Genomic DNA, 16,104 nt, shown 5'->3' with positions numbered 1-16,104 from the left:
AGGGTAAGAACTCTAATTAAAAGAAAGTTACAGTAGCTGCACTAGAAGTCGCTGGCGGCGCGCCATTGCTCAAGAGAGTAACAGGTGGATTGGTGTAGATCGCAGGCATGGGCATCGTTTGTTCGACCAATACAGAAACTACGCAGGAGGTGCCTGCTGCTAGGCTTCCGTTCATGAGAGAAATCGTGGTCCCAGGGGTAAGCATACCACTGCAGGTGTTTGAGGTAACTGCTGGACTCGTAATTTGTAACCCTGTGGGCAAAGTGTCGATGAAACTGAGGCCGGTTATGGGAACAGTTGCAGTGTTCGTAATTGTGAAGACAACAGCCACGACGTTGCCGTTTTGAGTCGAGTTAGGAACAAACTGCTTATTGAACGTTGGAGCAGGAACCGAGATCACTGACAGATTAACAGGTGTGCTTTGAACAGCAGGAGCCTGGTTACTGGTCAGAGTTACGGCAGGGTTAGTATAGGTACCTGTGCCTGCAGCAACAACCTGAACAGTAACTGTACAAGTTGCATTGGCAGCCAGTGTTCCACCGCTTAGAGTGATTAGGGCCGCGCCTGAAGTCGGAGCAAATGATCCACCACAGGCATTGGTGGAGTTGGGCGGATTGGCAACAAACAACCCTGTAGGCAGGTTGTCTGCAAAGTTGAGGCCAGTCAGTTGGATGCCAGAGTTGTTGGTGATTGTGAAGCTTAGGGTTACGGGAGCGTTTGGTGAGGTTGTGGAAGGACTGAAGCTCTTGGTAAACGTCGCCAGGGGGCCTGGAGGCAGGCCAACGATGCTGGGAGAGGGGTTCGGGCTGGGCAGGGGCGGGATCGTCGGCGCCGACACAGGAGAGGGCACAAGAGGGCTGGGCTGGGTGGTGGGAACAGATCCAATCGGAGGAGTGGATGGCAGCCCTACCCCCGTTCCTCCGGGTTCTGTATTCGGGTTTTGCACAGGGATGATTGGCCCTGGCAGCGAGCTGATTGGATTCCCCTCTTTAGTTTGTTGACAAGCTGTTAACAAGCCCAAACACAGGCAAGCCAAAACCCCAGCTACTTTTCCCGTTTTCATTCCCTCATCCTCCTGCCATTCAACTCTCTCGTGGCACAAACCCAAACAGCCTTACTCAGCTCCAGCTTAGGGGGCTTGGGCGCGCGCTTCCAGCCTCAGAGCTTGACCAAATGAATCTCGAATGACCACGATTACCAAAACCCTTTCTCCCGCAGCAACGTTGGTGTTGTAGGCGGCTAGAGCCGCCGGGAAGGTGAAGCCGTTGGTAAGCGTGATCCCGTTGATTCGGTCGTCGTAGCTATTGCCTCTGCCTATCAGCGTATTTCTAAACTGCTCAATTGCCGTCGGCAAAAAGATGCTGGTAATATCCGTGCCGCGACTGATGTTAAAAAACTGAACCTCTACGCTCCTGATCACTCCTGGAGCAAGCAAGCCGCGCAAGGTGATAGTTACAAAGGCGGATCCCACTGGCGGAATGCCAGAAAGCAGCAAAAGATTAAACTCCCCAGCTGGAGCTGGCCGCAAGCTAGGCGGATCCGGTAGGTCGGGCTGGATGGGCGGCGGGGTGATGGGGGCGAAATCCGGACCAGGGCGGAAGGTGATAGGCGTGAGATTGGGGGCAATCGTGGGGGCAACGGCCACAGGAGGAGGCGTGGCACCGCTAGAAGCCAGTAGAGGCGGCACCCCGCTGGTGGTCTCGCTACTGCAGCCGGTAATTAGCGCAACCGAAGCACAGGTTGCCCAAAGAGAGAGGCCGCCACGGCCAAGGGCTGAGCCAAAACGTCGTCTCATCGAAAAATCTCCACTCACTCACACCACAGCAAACGTCTTAGGCAGCGTCCAGCGGGGATCCACCGAGCTTGCTCAAGTCTTATGCATCTGCACAATTTCAAGGGGGGATGCCTGCTGTTAGTTCTACTGCATCCTAGAGCGTTGTCAAGCGAGCGGCAGAGCAAATGCAAGAAATTGTTCTGGAAATGGCCCATCCCCTAGATATGGGGTATCATAGCCTCGAGCAGGGGCGGCCAGCTTACCTGTAGCGTTAGGGGTTGGGTGCCTTCTCCCCATTTTGTGTGTGGATTTGCCCAGATTTAAGGTGTGTGAGGAAGTGCCGTATGAACTTCAAAGGTCGCTCGTTGGCGGTTTTGTGTGGAGTCTTGCTGCTAGGCGGCTGCGGAGAAGTTAATGAGTCTCCGACCTTGCCTGGGCCCGTCCAGGTGGATCCGGCTGCCTTTGTCTCGGCCCAAGAGTATCGCTTTACCCCCGGCTCGGTGCTGGAGACCACCAGCCTCCGCTTGGACTATGTCAATCCGAGGTTTGACAACGGGATCCCTGTGCGTACCAACCCCTTCCAGGGAAGTGGTGAAGCTCGCATCGCCAATGTTGAAGCCCGCATCTTGCCTGTGAACGAGATTCCAGCCAGTGACTTGACGATTGACTCCACCCTTCGCTCCAGCACCCTGGCCATCCAAATTGGGCAAACCACACCGCTGGTGAATCTTATTGCCTTCGGCCCTAATGACGGCAGGCTATCTACGCAATTTAATATCGCCGGGCTGGTTGCAATTTCGACAAACCCCAATGATCAGCGCATTCGAGTGAACACAACCTTTAGAGCCGCCAGGGAAGGTACTGTCTTGACTCTCACCGTGCGCCGAATCTTGGTGAATAGGAATGGCAACCAAGTTGTCCTAGAGGGAGATTCTTCTCTCATTGTCCGCACCACGGGGGTACTCTATGAAGATCCTGGCCCAGGTGGCAACCCGCTAGCAGGAAGCTTCGTGAACCCAACAGAAGGAGTATCTGCCATTCTCCAGACAGGTAGTTTCTCCGCCAGCTTTGTGGTGCGCCAGCGGGGGGTTGCGGGCGATGGCACTCCCGAGGACGCCTTGGCTCTCTTTGCCCGCCTGAACTTCCGGCCCAACCAAGCGGAGATTGTCTATCGTCCTGCCCAGGTGGGTACGCAGTCGGTACTGTTCGCTCCGGATCCCACTCGTCCAAACATCTTGCCCAATCAGTTGGTTCGCATCCGCCGCTTACTGAACGGTCGGGTGCAGGCAGAGTTTGACCCGGCCAATGTCAGCACAGTCCTCAACTTCGTCCAGGTTAGCCCTCCACCGCGACCTTTCCCCACACCGATACCGCAATTGCCGGTTCCTGATCGTCCGGGTGCCCCAACAGCCTTTGATTACTTTTTCTCATTGCGCACAGAGCGCTCTACAGGTACCCTGCCCGGCTCGCCTGTGGAAGGAACCAACCCTGAGCCCGTTATCCTTCAGGGCATTGTGCCCACCACAGGAGATTTCGTCTTCCGCACCCTGGCCGGAGCACAATTAGCGGGGCCGTTTAACCGGCTTGATATTGGTGGGGGAACACAAAGAGGAAATCTGAACCTTGTCTTCGATTCAACGACCTCTGCTGAGCGCATTTCCGGCCAGTGGTTCCTGGAACAAGAGTTCCCCACCGGCAACATTGAAGGTGGGACGGAAGATGAACCAGGAAGTCCTGCTAGCCGGGAAGGGGCCATTTTGATCATCCGTGGGTTCTTTGAGGGAACTGAGGTGCGGCTGTAACCCAGGCAACCCGTTTGATCCCAGAGCAGGGATCCGCTCTGGCTTGGCCTTTTCGTCGGTCAGAGCTTGGGTAGATCGCTGAGCACCACCTGTGCGCAGTTGTGGCCAGGGATCCCGGTCACTCCGCCTCCTGGGTGCGCTCCTGAACCGCAGAGGTAAAGGCCGGGAATGGGGGAGCGATAGTCGGCCAGGCCGGAGATGGGCCGCAGGTTGTAGCTTTGATCCGGCGTCATTTCCCCGTGAAAAATGCTGCCCCCCACAAGGCCGAAGCGGGCCTCCAGATCCACGGGCGACAACATCTGCCGTGCGATCACGGCGTTTTTAATGTTGGGGGCAAATTGGGCAATTTTGTCGATTACCCGATCGGCAAATTCTTCCCGCAGGCCATCGTTCCAGTCTCGCCCTTTGGGTTGGTAAGGCACAAACTGGCAGAAGCAGGAGAGAATGTGCTTGCCTGGGGGAGCCATCGTCGGGTCGGTGGGGGATTGGCTGTAGATCTCGATAAACGGATCCCGGGAAGGGATCCCGTACTTGCAGTCATCCCAAGCCCGCTCCAGATAGGCCACCGAGGGAGCAATGTCTACCGTGGCGGAACTGACCACTTCTGGGGGCACTTCAGCAGGGGCCGCCGTGTAGCGGGGCAGTTCCTCCAGGGCCAAGTTGAGCTTGTACACCGGGCCTGAGGTGCGGTAGTGCCGTTCTAGCCGGTCACGCAAGTCTGGGGGCAAAGAGGAGCAGAGTCGCAAAAAGGTGATTTGGGGATGGGCATTGGAGAGAACCGCCCGCGCCCGCACGGTTTCCCCCGATTCGAGGATAACCCCAGCGGCCTGCCCACTCTCCATCAAGATCTCCGCCACTGGAGCAGACGTGCGGATCTCCACCCCTAAGTCCAGAGCTGCCTTGGCCATCGCTTGGGTAATGGATCCCATCCCACCGCGCACATAGCCCCAGACCCCACGCGAGCCAATAGCCCGACCTACCGCATGGACTAGCCAAATGTAGGGCGTACCCGGAGTCATCGGCCCGGCAGAGGTGCCGATCAAAGATTGGGGAGCCATCGCCGCCTTGACTTGCTCCGACTCGAAGAACTCATCCAAGAGATCGGTGGTCGAGAGGAGCATGATGCGGCGGAAATCGTCTTCATAGCCAGCAGCTGCAAAGCGATCCGCCAGTTGCCCCAGTGAAATCGGCGGCTGCATTAAGGTTGGCTCCACCACCTCGTTCACCCGATCCCAAAACTCCTCCCAGCGGTCGTAGGCTTCCGCATCTTTGCGAGAAAACTTGGCAATTTCCGCCTTGCTCTTGGCACGGTTATCGGCATACAGGAAGAGGTGCTGCCCATCCGGGAAAGGCATGAAGTAGGAAGGTTGCTTGGCGTAGACCTCAAAGCCATAGTCCGGCAGGCGCAGATCGCGAATGATCTCCGGTCGCAGCAAACTACAGGAATAGGAAGCCACCGACACGCGAAAGCCCGGGTGAATTTCTTCTGTAATGGCAGCCCCACCAACGGTGTGATAGCGCTCCAGCACCAGCACTTTTTGCCCGGCCTTGGCCAAATAGCAAGCGCTCACCAGCCCGTTGTGCCCGGCCCCAATCACCACCGCGTCGTAGCTCATCGACAATCCTTCTGCAAACGCTTCTCCACCCACAATACTCCTGCCAGCCAAGACTCGATCTGCCGGCAAGGGATCCCTGCCTTAACCGATGGAAAAAACGTAAACTACCCGACCCTGACTGCTTCGCAGTACAGGGCGGGTTTCGGTAGCCCTGCAGTTGGCAAGCCAACCACGGGCCTCTAGGCTGGTTTACGACAGCCCCAAGCTTGGCAATCATGTTGGCCCCATTCCAGTCCGCATCCCCTTCCCATCCACAGTGCCCACACTTGAACTGCTTCCCACTGCGATAGGATTGCGTAGGATCGGGATGGACGTGCAAACACCGGTGGCAGGTCTGCGACGTGTAGGCAGGCGGCACCAGAATCAAGGTAACCCCTGCACGCAGAGCCTTGTATTCCAGAAACTGCCTCAGCTGGTAGAACGCCCAACTGTTGGCCCTGCGCCGTTCAGCTTTGCTGCGTGGCTGTTGATTGACCCTTTCCCGGATCCCTGTCAGGTCTTCCAGAGCGATAGCGCTGTTGGTAGCTTTTGCCTTAGAGACAATAGCTTTGGAGATGCGATGATTGACCCACGTTTGAAAGCGTCTTTCCTTGCCAGACAGCCGTTGCAACAGTTCTCTGCATCTGCGCCGCGAACTGCGTGTGCCCTTACTGGCTTTGCGTTGGAGTACCGCCCTCAACCGGGAGTAGCGCTCTCGGACTCTGCTCAACTGCTGTCCATTCCAGTTGTCCCCCTCTGACGTATGGGCAATATCTGTCCTCCCCAAGTCCACCCCGATCACCTTGTCGGTATCTTGTTGCTTGGGTGGTTTTTTCTCTACGCAAATCTGGATGTAGTAGGAGCCGTCTCTGCGCTTGACCAGAGTGGCGGATTTGGGATTGGAGCCTGCCAACTGTTCTCTCTGGTAACGGCCAATCGCCAGCTCAAAGCGCTCTCGACCCTCCACTGTGGTCAGCGACACCGTCCAGTCTTTCTCGCGAAACGAAAAGATACGGGCATCGTAGGTCGCAAAGCCTCTCTTGAACGCTTTGACGGGGCGGTTTTTCTGTCGGGCAACCTTGCGGGCACCGGCCAGCCGTCTGCAGACCTGCTGGTCGCGTAAGCGGGACGTAGTCCTTGCCAAGTTACTGGACAAGCCGAACCGGGCACGGATTTCGCGGTAGCACAGAGATTGAAGTTTAACGGCGTTGGTGACTTTCTCGGGCGTGTTTTGGTTGACCCAGTTCAACGCCTGCACAAAGGCATCCAAGGTCGCGTCCAACTTTGCGGCCTGCGACTGGGACACCTTGAGCTTACAGGAGACGGTCAGGACTTGGGTCATGGTTCTATCGTAACTTCCGCATTCCTCCCGACACTGACCCTACGGGTACAGTGCGGGGCTCCTGCGATTTCTAGCTGATCCAGACTCAACTCTCCAGCCAGGATCCCTGGGATCCCAACTTTTTCCTTGGGGGTGTAAGCCTCTCTTTTTTGGTAAACTCCCGACTCTATTGGCAAGCTGTACGTCTCTAGGCAGTTCTCTTGCAAGTTCAAGATCCAGTAGTTGGGGATCCCGGCTTTGGCGTAGAGTCCGAGTTTGACTTCCCGATCATAGGTAAGGGAAGAATCAGCCACTTCGATGATGAGATAGATGTCTTCGGGCTGAGGATGCCGAGAGCGGTACTCATCCTGCTGAAAGCGCACAATGGCAAAGTCGGGCTCTGGCTCGTGATTGGGGGGCAGTTGGACCGGATCCTGGGTGCGCACAATAGCTTGCTCCTGCACAAGGCCCACCAACAGTCGGTACAGGCGGCTACAGTAGGCGGCGTGCCTCTCCCCTTTCGTCATCTTTTGAACTAGGAGCCCGTCAATCAGCTCCAACTGATTGGGCTCTTCAATCTGTCCAGACTCAATCAGTCGATGAAACTCCTCAAAGGTATATCGCCTGATATAGGGATCCAATCGGGCGGCTAGAGTCATCGACCAAACTCATCAGACCCTAAACTTCATATCACCACTCTACCAACTCACAAAAAAGGGATCCCTGGACCAGCCGAGGGATCCCTATTCAGCAGGTTATGGGCTTGCTACCCCGACTGAGAGGCTGTCGAGGCGATAACAAAGGCCGCGTAGGTCAGCACGTAACCCACCGTGAAGTGGGCCAGACCCACCAGACGACCTTGGACAATCGACATGGCCACCGGCTTGTCTTTCCAGCGGATCAGCTTGGCCAAGGGAGTGCGCTCATGCGCCCACACCAAGGTCTCGATCAGCTCTTGCCAGTAGCCGCGCCAGGAGATCAAGAACATGAACCCCGTCGCCCAGACCAAGTGGCCAAACAGGAACATCCAGGCCCAAACCGCCAGGTTATTCATCCCGTAGGGGTTGTAGCCGTTGATCAACTGAGCAGAGTTGGCCCAGAGGTAATCCCGCAGCCAGCCCATCAGGTAGGTGGAGTTCTCGTTGAACTGGGCAGTGTTGCCGCTCCAAACCCCAAGCTGCTTCCAGTGCCAGTAGAAGGTAACCCAGCCGATGGTGTTCAGCATCCAGAACATGGCCAGGTAGAAGGCATCCCAGGCGGAGATGTCGCAGGTGCCGCCTCGACCCGGGCCGTCGCAGGGGAAGCTGTAGCCAAAGTCCTTCTTGTCCGGCATCAGCTTAGAGCCGCGGGCATCCAACGCCCCCTTGACCAAGATCAAGGTGGTGGTGTGCAAGCCCAGCGCAATGGCGTGGTGCACCAGGAAGTCACCCGGGCCAATGGGCAGGAACAGGGATCCATTGGGATCGTTGATGGCCTGCAGCCAGCCCGGCAGCCACACGTTGCCGTAGTTGGGCCAAGCGGTAGAAGCAAGGCTGTCGGGGTTGGACAACAACACATCCATGCCGTAGATCATCTTGCCGTGAGAGGCCTGGATGAACTGAGCAAACACCGGCTCGATCAAGATCTGCTTCTCCGGCGTGCCAAAGGCCTGCATGACGTCGTTGTGGACGTACAGCCCCAGGGTGTGGAAGCCCAGGAACAGCGATACCCAGCTGAGGTGGGAGATAATCGCTTCCTTGTGATCCAGCACCCGCGCCAGCACGTTGTTCTTGTTGGCCTCAGGATCATAGTCCCGCACCAGGAAGATGGCCCCGTGGGCAAACGCCCCCACCATCAAGAAGCCAGCAATGTACTGGTGATGGGTGTAAAGAGCCGCCTCCGTGGTGTGATCCATGGACATGAACACGTAGGGGTTAAGGGCGTACATGTGCTGCGCCACCAGCGAGGTCACCACCCCCAGACAGGCCAAGGCCAGAGCCAACTGGAAGTGCAGGGAGTTGTTGACCGTGTCGTAGAGACCTTTGTGGCCTTCTCCCAGCAGGCCTCCGAAGGGAGTGCCCTTGGGGGGGTTGTGGGCGCCAAGGATCTCCCGGATGCTATGGCCAATGCCCCAGTTGGTGCGGTACATGTGGCCGGCCACGATGAAGATCACCGCGATGGCCAGGTGGTGGTGGGCCATGTCCGTCAGCCACAGGGACTGGGTGTTGGGGTTAAAGCCACCCAAGAAAGTGAGGATGGCCGTGCCCGCCCCTTCTGCCGTGCCCCAGACATGGTTGGCCGTGTCCGGGTTCTGGGCATACACCCCCCAGTTGAGGGTAAAGAAGGGCTTCAGACCTGCCGGGTGGGGCAGAGTGGTAAGGAAGTTGTCCCAGCCTACGTGCTGCCCGCGGGACTCGGGGATGGCGACGTGTACCAGGTGACCAGTCCAAGCCAGGGAACTGACCCCAAACAAGCCGGCCAGGTGGTGGTTGAGACGGGCTTCAGCGTTCTTGAACCAGCTCAGGCTAGGCCGGAAGCGGGGCTGCAGGTGCAGCCAGCCGGCAAACAGAAACACTGCCGCCAACAACAGCAGGCCAATCGCGCCGGTGTAGAGATCGCCGTTGGTGCGCAGGCCAATGGTGTTGAACCAATAGTACAGGCCAGAGTAGGCCGCGTTGACGGGGCCGCCGCCCCCCGGTTGGGTAAAGGCTTCCACCGCTGCCTTGCCAAAGTGGGGATCCCAGATGGCGTGGGCGATGGGGGTGACACCCGTGGGGTTGGCTACCCATTGCTCATAGTTGCCTTGCCAGGCGATGTGGAAGACGTTGCCGGAGGCCCACAGGAAGATGATTGCCAGATGGCCAAAGTGGGTGGCGAACAGCTTTTGGTAAAGCCGCTCCTCTGTCATGCCATCGTGGGTCTCGAAGTCGTGGGCGGTGGCAATGCCATACCACAGCCGACGCGTGGTGGGATCGCTGGCCAGGTCTTGGCTGAATTGGGGAAAACGAGTTGCAGTTGTCATGATTCTCTCTTCCTCCTTGCCTTAGCCGAGTGCGCCGAACCGTGCCAGGAAGAACGCCCAGGTGGTGACGATCCCTCCCAACAGGTAGTGGGCCACACCGACCGCCCGACCCTGAATGATGCTCAGAGCGCGGGGTTGAATGGCCGGAGCAACTTTCAGCTTGTTGTGAGCCCAGACAATTGACTCAATGAGCTCCTGCCAGTAGCCGCGACCGCTGAACAGGAACATCAGGCTGAAGGCCCAGACAAAGTGAGCGCCCAAGAAGAGCAGCCCATAAGCCGACAGAGCCGAGCCGTAGGAGTTGATCACCTGCACCGATTGCGCCCACAGGAAGTCCCGCAACCAGCCGTTGATGTTAATGGCGCTGGCCGCAAAGTTGCCGCCGGTGATGTGCTCAATCGTGCCATCGGCGTTGACGGTGCCCCAGATGTCGCTCTGCATCTTCCAACTGAAGTGGAAGATCACGATGGAGATGCAGTTGTACATCCAGAACAGCCCCAGGAACACGTGATCCCAGCCGGAGACCTGGCAGGTGCCGCCGCGGCCCGGGCCATCGCAGGGGAAGCGGAAGCCCAATTTGCCTTTGTCCGGGATCAACCGGGAAGAGCGGGCAAACAACACCCCCTTGAGCAAAATCAGCACCGTAATGTGGATGGTCATGGCGTGGATGTGGTGCACCATGAAGTCCGCCGTGCCCAGCACCATGGGCATCATGGACACCTTGCCGCCCACAGCCACCACGTCGCCACCAAAGATGGGGCTAACCGAGGCGCCCACATAGGGAGCGGTGCTGGCAATGGCCGAAGTGTGCAGCGACTGGATCCACTGGGCAAAGATCGGCTGCAGTTGGATGCCGGTGTCCGAGAACATGTCCTGCGGACGGCCCAGGGCTTGCATCGTGTCGTTGTGGACGTAGAAGCCAAAGGCGTGGAAGCCCAAGAACAGACACACCCAGTTGAGGTGGCTGATGATGGCGTCGCGGTGGCGCAATACCCGATCCAACACGTTGTTGCGGTTCACCGCCGGGTCGTAGTCCCGCACCATGTAAATGGCCCCGTGGGCAGCACCCCCCACCACGAAGAAGCCGCCTATCCACATGTGGTGGGTAAACAGGGAGATCTGGGTGGCGTAGTCGATGCCCATGTAGGGGTAGGGGTTCATGGCGTACATGTGCTGGGCCACGATGATGCTCAGGGATCCCACCATGGCCAGGTTGATGGCCAGCTGGGCATGCCAAGAGGTGGTGAGCACTTCGTAGAGGCCCTTGTGGCCTTCGCCGGTGAAGGGGCCCTTGTGGGCTTCCAGGATCTCTTTAATGGAGTGGCCGATGCCCCAGTTGGTGCGGTACATGTGCCCGGCCACGATGAAGAGCACGGCAATGGCCAAGTGGTGGTGGGCTTGGTCGGTCAGCCAGAGGGCACCGTTCTGCGGATCCAGGCCACCCTTGAAGGTGAGGAACTCCGCGTACTTGCCCCAATCCAAGGTAAAGAAGGGCACCACCCCGCTGAAGATGCCCCAATCCACGCTGGGGAACATCTCCTTCATCAGGGCCGGGTTGAGGATGAACTCGTGGGGCAAGGGCACCTGATTTGCCGGCACACCCGCATCCAACATCTTGTTGATGGGAATGGCCACGTGGATTTGGTGACCGGCCCAGGCCAAAGAACCCAGCCCCAGCAGGCCCGCCAGGTGGTGGTTGAGCATCGATTCCACATTTTGGAACCACTCCAGCTTGGGAGCCCGCTTGTGGTAGTGGAACCAGCCGGCAAACAGGCACAGCCCGGCCATCACCAAGCCACCGATGGCGGTGCAGAGGAGTTGAAACTCATTGGTGATGCCGGCAGCTCGCCAGAGGTGAAATAGACCAGAAGTAATGCGGATCCCTTCGAAGCCGCCACCCACATCCCCATTCAGGATCTCTTGGCCAAAGATGGGCCAGACCACTTGGGCGCTGGGCTTGATGTTGATCGGATCCGCCAGCCAAGCGGAATAGTTGGAGAACTGAGCTCCGTGGTAGTACATGCCGCTCAGCCAGACGAAAACCACCGCCAAGTGGCCGAAGTGAGCGGAAAAGATCTTACGAGAGACGTCTTCTAAGTCGCTGGTGTGACTGTCGAAGTCATGAGCAAGAGCATGGAGGTTCCAGATCCAGGTCGTGGTCTTGGGGCCACGGGATAGGCTGCGATCGAAGTGCCCCGGCTTAGCCCATTTCTCAAATGAGGTGGGAACCGGATCCACATCAACCGACACCTTGACCTTCGGCTCTCGCTCCTTTGGCGTAGTTGTCATCAAGAACTCCTCTCTTGCGACAAGGAACGAAGCATCCCCACCCCTTGGCAGAAGATTCCCTCAGGGCAGGACTTACCTGGCATTATAGGTCAGGGTTTGTGAGCCCTCAGTTGCTTCACAATAATTAAACGAGGGATCCCTTGTCCCATCGAGGCTGGAGTCGATTGGCAATTGTTTTTTCGATCATAGATGTAAATATATGTAACGAATTTTCAGCCAACCCAATCCGTTCTCAGGAAGGGTTGGAACTGAACAATAGACAGCAAGGGATCCCCTGGGTGGGGATGTGTGGTAAAACCCTGGCAGCCCTTTTGCAGATACCACCCTATGACCCTAGAGATTCCCCGTCGCCAATACGTCAGCAACTACGGCCCCACCGTAGGGGATCGGGTGCGCCTGGCGGATACCGAACTGATCATCGAGGTGGAGGAGGATTTCACCACCTACGGCGAGGAGATTAAGTTTGGGGGCGGCAAAACCATCCGCGATGGCATGGGGCAATCGCCGACGGCCACCCGCGCCAATGGGGCCTTGGATCTGGTGATCACCAACGCCCTGATCCTGGACTGGTGGGGCATCGTCAAGGCGGATGTGGGCATTCGCGATGGCTACATTGTCGGCATTGGCAAAGCCGGCAACCCCAACATCCAAGCGGGGGTGACGCCGGGCATGGTGGTTGGCCCCAGCACTGAGGTGATTGCCGGGGAAAACCTGATCCTGACAGCGGGCGGGATCGATGCCCATGTGCATTTCATCTGTCCGCAGTTGTGCGAGTTTGCCATCGCTTCGGGAGTGACCACCCTTTTGGGGGGCGGAACCGGGCCGGCCACCGGCAGCAACGCCACCACCTGCACCCCTGGAGCTTGGAACTTGGGCAAAATGTTGCAGGCGGCGGAGGGGTTTCCGGTCAATTTGGGCTTTTTTGGCAAGGGGAACGCGGCTTTCCCCGAGGCTCTGCGGGAACAGGTGGAAGCGGGGGCCTGCGGACTCAAGATCCACGAAGATTGGGGATCCACGCCGGCGGTGATCGACAGCTGTTTGCAAGTCTCGGATGAGTACGACGTCCAAACCCTCATCCACACCGATACTTTAAATGAATCGGCTTTTGTGGAAGATACCATCGCCGCCATCAATGGCCGCACCATTCACACCTTCCACACCGAAGGGGCCGGGGGTGGGCATGCCCCCGACATCATCCGCATTGCCTCGGAGCCCAACGTGCTGCCCAGCTCCACCAATCCCACCCGCCCCTTTACCCGCAACACCATCGAAGAACATCTGGACATGCTGATGGTGTGTCACCACCTGAGCAAGAATGTGCCGGAGGATATTGCTTTTGCCGAAAGCCGCATTCGCCCCCAAACCATTGCCGCCGAAGACATCTTGCATGACATGGGGGTGTTCAGCATCATCTCTTCCGACTCGCAGGCCATGGGCCGGGTGGGGGAGGTGATCATCCGCACTTGGCAGACAGCTCACAAGATGAAGGTGCAGCGGGGGCCTCTGCCGCAAGACAGCAGCCGCAACGACAACTTCCGGGCCAAGCGTTACGTGGCTAAGTACACCATCTGCCCCGCCATCGCCCAAGGACTCAGCCACGTCATCGGGTCGGTGGAGGTGGGAAAACTGGCGGATCTGTGTCTGTGGAAGCCGGCCTTTTTTGGGGTTAAGCCGGAAATTGTCCTGAAGGGGGGCCTGATTGCCTATGCCCAAATGGGGGATCCCAATGCTTCCATTCCAACCCCGCAGCCGGTGTACCCTCGCCCCATGTTCGGCAGCTTTGGCCGCGCCTTGACCGAGACCAGCCTCCTCTTTGTCTCCCAGGCTGCCCTAGACCTGGGGATCCCTGAGAAATTGGGGATCCAGCGCCGGGCCGTAGCGGTGAAAAATTGCCGCGAGATCGGCAAAGCGGATTTGAAACTCAATACCGCCACTCCCCACATTGAGGTGAACCCAGAGACCTATGAAGTGCGGGCCGATGGAGAGCTGCTCACCTGCGAGCCGGCAGAGGTGCTGCCCATGGCACAACGGTACTTTCTGTTCTAATTCGGGTGTTCTAATTTGGGAGAGCTTGAGAGCTCTATTGAGCGTTTGATCGGTAACCCAAGCATGGGCCACCTTGTTCTCCGCCACCTCAGCAAGCGCTTCCACAAGGGAGGGATCCCTGTCCTCAGGGATTTGTCTTTGAGCGTGGAGGCAGGGGAGATCTTCGCCCTGCTGGGGCCGTCGGGCTGCGGCAAGTCCACCACCCTCAATCTCATCGCCGGCCTGCTGGAGCCGGATCCCTTGCCCTATCCGGGGGAAATCTGGCTGGACGGGATCCCCCTCAACCCTCTGCCGCCGGAACGGCGCGGCGTGACTTTGCTGTCCCAACACAGCCGCCTGTTTCCCCACCTGAGCGTGGGGGAGAATGTTGCTTTTGGCCTGAAAATGCGGGGCATTCCCCGGGCAGAGCGGGAGGCTGCCGCCTGGCGCATGTTGGAGCGGGTGCAATTGCCCGGCTTTGCTCAGCGTCGGCCCAGTCAGCTCTCTGGCGGACAAGCGCAGCGGGTGGCCCTGGCGCGGGCTTTGGTGATTCGGCCCAAGGTGCTGCTGTTGGATGAACCTTTATCGGCCCTGGATGCCAACCTGCGCCAAGAGATGCAGGCCCTCATCCTGGAGCTGCAGGCGGAAACAGGGGTGACGACGGTGCTGGTTACCCACGATCAAGCAGAAGCCACAGCCATGGCCCAACGCATCGGCCTGATGTTTGAGGGGCAGCTACACCAGGTGGGATCCCCTGTGGAGTTCTATCAGCAGCCGCGCTCCGAGCGCATTGCCCGCTTTTTTGGCGGGGTCAATTTTTTCGATGCGCAGGCGGAGGGTCACCAGCTTCGCCTCAACAACGGGATCCTCTTGAAAAGCGCCGCGCCACTCCAAGGTCAGGTGCGGCTGACGGTGCGCCCGGAACAGGTGCAGGTGCTTCCCCAGCCGCCCGGCTTGGCCGACAATGTTTTCTTGGCCCAGGTGATGGCGGAACGCTTTGCGGGCACCCAGCGACGGCTGACCTTACAAACCCCTTGGGGCAGTCTGCAGGCTTGGGTGGCTCCCCATCAGGTGTTTGCGCCGGGGCAGACGGTGTGGATCCACTTGCCGACAGAGGCTCTGTGGCCTGTGGAGATTGGCGGGGATCCCTCACCCCCGGCCCTTTTCCCAAAGGAAGAGGGGAGAGTATGACTCTAGTCAATGATATGCTGGACTATACTGGAAATAACGTATAGTATGTTCAGCATGGCTGCTTAGTATGGCTAGGTATGTGAAACCGAGAGAAGCGGCGGACTATTTCGGGGTATGTCTCCACACTTTGAGGCGATGGGAACAGAAAGGTTGGATCAAGGCAATACGCACACCATCCGGTAGGGCGAGAAGGTATGACCTCGACAGCTACATCAAAACGCCAAGAAAAGTCAAACGAGTCGTTTTGTACGCCCGAGTCAGCAGCCGAGGGCAGAAGCCAGACTTGGAGAGACAGATTGCAAGGCTGGTTAGCCTCTATCCTGGAGCCGAAGTGGTCGGAGAGATTGGCGGCGGTCTCGACTTCAAAAGACCAAAGTTCCTTGCCTTATTGGAGCGAGTTCGTACAGGAGATATCGGAACAATTGTGGTCGCTCATCGGGATCGACTCTGCCGGTTTGGATTTGAGTTCGTTGAATGGTACTGCCGTCAATACGGATGCGAAATCTTGGTTCTCGATGACGATCACCTTTCTCCCCAACAGGAACTGGTTGAGGATATCCTCACCATCCTGCACTGCTTCAGCAGTCGGCTCTACGGACTCAGAAAATATCGGGCTGCAATCGAGAAAGATACGGATTTATCCGGAACCAGCGCTGGCTAAAGTTTGGAAGCGGTGGCAAGCGGCGTGCCGGTACTGCTACAACCAAGCGATTGCCTATCAGCGTCAGCATGGCACTACTAAAACCCCAGAAAAGCTGCGGAATATTATCCTGCAATCGGACTTGCCGCAGTGGGTGAAGGAAGCCCCCTGCCACATTAAGCAGAACGCCGTCATGGAGGCATGGCAAGCGTTTCGCCAAAGCAAGGAAGCTCGGTTTCGCAGTGTGAGGGATAAGACCCACACCTTGCAGTTCAACAACAGTAATTTCAGTCAGGGCAGGTGGTATCCGAAGCTCACGAAGGGTTTGTCGTTTACGGCGTCAGAAGCGGTGCCGCAAAAGTGTGCCTATGGGACTAGGTTGTGTTGATCTTTCATTTGAGCCAAAAGAGAGCACTGACGAGATAGAGAAAACTCAAGAAGTTCCTGGCCAATTTGTCAAAACGAG

10 protein-coding genes and 2 pseudogenes are annotated in these 16,104 nt (G+C 57.8%); 5 read left to right on the top strand and 7 right to left on the bottom strand.

Annotation, left to right across the window (positions count from 1 at the left end; all coding sequences use genetic code 11):
- Window positions 1-16: 16 nt before the first annotated feature.
- Together ACVWXZ_RS08170 and ACVWXZ_RS08165 are read right to left on the bottom strand one after the other, a co-directional pair.
- A complete protein-coding gene (locus tag ACVWXZ_RS08170; protein WP_457440277.1) occupies window positions 17-1,063 on the bottom strand; it encodes a DUF7933 domain-containing protein in 1,047 nt (348 codons plus the stop codon).
- Window positions 1,064-1,129: 66 nt separating this feature from the next.
- Window positions 1,130-1,795: a hypothetical protein gene (locus ACVWXZ_RS08165; protein ID WP_457387853.1), complete on the bottom strand. Its 666-nt coding sequence runs from the start codon at window positions 1,793-1,795 to the stop codon at window positions 1,130-1,132.
- A 323-nt stretch (window positions 1,796-2,118) separates the two neighbouring features.
- Here ACVWXZ_RS08165 and ACVWXZ_RS08160 point away from each other — a divergent pair, with 323 nt between their 5' ends.
- On the top strand, window positions 2,119-3,576 hold the full coding sequence (locus ACVWXZ_RS08160; RefSeq protein WP_457482375.1) for a hypothetical protein: 1,458 nt from the start codon (window positions 2,119-2,121) through the stop codon (window positions 3,574-3,576).
- A 59-nt stretch (window positions 3,577-3,635) separates the two neighbouring features.
- Here ACVWXZ_RS08160 and ACVWXZ_RS08155 read toward each other — a convergent pair whose 3' ends face one another.
- The 5 genes and pseudogenes from ACVWXZ_RS08155 to psaA form a co-directional block, all read right to left on the bottom strand.
- Complete coding sequence (locus ACVWXZ_RS08155; protein WP_099812798.1) at window positions 3,636-5,192, bottom strand: phytoene desaturase family protein; 1,557 nt, start codon at window positions 5,190-5,192, stop codon at window positions 3,636-3,638.
- Between the two features lie 104 nt (window positions 5,193-5,296).
- A pseudogene (locus ACVWXZ_RS08150) lies at window positions 5,297-6,513 on the bottom strand (RNA-guided endonuclease InsQ/TnpB family protein).
- Window positions 6,510-7,151: a Uma2 family endonuclease gene (locus ACVWXZ_RS08145; protein ID WP_414418193.1), complete on the bottom strand. Its 642-nt coding sequence runs from the start codon at window positions 7,149-7,151 to the stop codon at window positions 6,510-6,512. The pseudogene ACVWXZ_RS08150 and the gene ACVWXZ_RS08145 overlap by 4 nt, the downstream one beginning before the upstream one ends.
- 107 nt (window positions 7,152-7,258) lie before the next feature.
- A complete protein-coding gene (psaB, locus tag ACVWXZ_RS08140) occupies window positions 7,259-9,493 on the bottom strand; it encodes a photosystem I core protein PsaB (RefSeq protein WP_414332634.1) in 2,235 nt (744 codons plus the stop codon).
- A 21-nt stretch (window positions 9,494-9,514) separates the two neighbouring features.
- Entirely contained in the window at window positions 9,515-11,782 is a 2,268-nt protein-coding gene (gene psaA, locus ACVWXZ_RS08135; protein WP_457482374.1) for a photosystem I core protein PsaA, read from the bottom strand.
- A gap of 327 nt (window positions 11,783-12,109) precedes the next feature.
- Here psaA and ureC point away from each other — a divergent pair, with 327 nt between their 5' ends.
- The 4 genes and pseudogenes from ureC to ACVWXZ_RS08115 form a co-directional block, all read left to right on the top strand.
- Window positions 12,110-13,828 (top strand): urease subunit alpha, encoded by a 1,719-nt coding sequence (gene ureC, locus ACVWXZ_RS08130; protein ID WP_457398220.1) that lies wholly within the window; start codon window positions 12,110-12,112, stop codon window positions 13,826-13,828.
- Between the two features lie 63 nt (window positions 13,829-13,891).
- Window positions 13,892-14,998 (top strand): ABC transporter ATP-binding protein, encoded by a 1,107-nt coding sequence (locus tag ACVWXZ_RS08125; RefSeq protein WP_457404316.1) that lies wholly within the window; start codon window positions 13,892-13,894, stop codon window positions 14,996-14,998.
- Window positions 14,999-15,065: 67 nt separating this feature from the next.
- Window positions 15,066-15,659, top strand: coding sequence for an IS607 family transposase (locus tag ACVWXZ_RS08120; RefSeq protein WP_457442072.1), 594 nt, complete (start codon window positions 15,066-15,068; stop codon window positions 15,657-15,659).
- Window positions 15,547-16,020 (top strand): annotated as a pseudogene (locus tag ACVWXZ_RS08115) (helix-turn-helix domain-containing protein); the annotation flags it as partial. The gene ACVWXZ_RS08120 and the pseudogene ACVWXZ_RS08115, both read left to right, overlap by 113 nt.
- Window positions 16,021-16,104: the final 84 nt, after the last annotated feature.

The organism is Thermostichus sp. MS-CIW-38 (assembly GCF_054058415.1).
Note: the sequence above shows the minus strand (reverse complement) of the source record. Positions and strands in the feature narration are given on the sequence as shown.